The organism is Streptomyces bambusae, assembly GCF_019400985.1.
Taxonomy (GTDB): domain Bacteria; phylum Actinomycetota; class Actinomycetes; order Streptomycetales; family Streptomycetaceae; genus Streptomyces; species Streptomyces bambusae_A.
Window position 1 is genome coordinate 1 of sequence record NZ_WTFF01000677.1, and the last position, 1,006, is coordinate 1,006.

At 69.5% G+C, this 1,006-nt stretch carries 1 protein-coding gene and 1 pseudogene; both read right to left on the minus strand.

What is annotated here, in order from left to right; genetic code table 11:
- Positions 1-671: transposase (locus tag GPJ59_RS38305; RefSeq protein WP_308120706.1), on the minus strand; the 671-nt coding region annotated here is incomplete at its 3' end.
- Between the two features lie 101 nt (positions 672-772).
- A pseudogene (locus tag GPJ59_RS38795) lies at positions 773-985 on the minus strand (transposase domain-containing protein); the annotation flags it as partial.
- Between the last annotated feature and the right edge of the window lie 21 nt (positions 986-1,006).

Consider the following 1,006-nt stretch of genomic DNA (forward strand, 5'->3'; position numbering starts at 1 on the left):
AGCTGGTGCACAAGGAGCAGGGCCCAGACTTCCTGTTCGATGCCTGGCTGGTCGCCGGAACGCAGGACATGGCCCGTCAGGATCGTGTGGCGCAGGGCCAGGAAGGCCGTCTCGATCTCCCAGCGTTCGTGGTAGAGCCGGATCAGGGCGTCGGCTGGGTCGTGGCGGTGGTCCAGGAGTGTGGTGATCAGACGGTAGCGGTCGTGGATGCGGGTGCCGTCGGTGCCGGTCATCGTCAGCTCGGCGTCGATGATCCGCACGGTCAGGCCGTCCAGACGGGAGAGGAAGGAGCCGTCGGGCAGGCATGCGATGACGATCGGGTTGCGGGTGGCCTTCGCACGGGCCAGGAACCGGGCCCCGGTGCAGGCGATCTCGCTCAGGAAGCCGTTCGCGTCGTAGGCGCGGTCGAGCAGTACGAGCATGCCGGGTGTGAGGTGGCCCAGCAGACGCCGGGCAAGGGCGGCTTCGTCGCCGTCGGTGGCCGAGGCGACTGCCGCGCCGATCAGGCCGCGGGTGCCGGTCTCGACCAGGGCCTGGAGGCGCAGGGTGGGATATCCGGCGAAGCCCATCCGGTACTTGATCCTGCCCAGCCAGGCCCGGTTGCGGTCGGTGTCGGGGACCCGCAGCGAGTTGAGGCCGTCGAAGGCCACAGTGCGCCGGCCCGGTGACACACACCTGGGGTGCGCGGCTGGGCCAGTGGACCCGCCACCGCATCGAACAGGGTTTTCAGCGGAGCCGGCCCCAGCCGGCGGCGCAGATCACGCAAGGCCTTCTCCGACGGACATGCGACCGCCAGCCCGCCCAGCCCGGCCACCAGCTTCTGCCACACCCGCAGGTAGCCCAGACGGGGGAACAACACCAGCGCGATCACGAAGTACACCCCTACCCGCGACGGCAGCATGCGCAGCCTGCGCTGCACGGTCCTGGTCTGCGCCAGGACGTCATCGACCAGCTCGAACGGCAGGTACTGAGTCAGCTCACCCACATGCCCCGGCGCGAAAACACC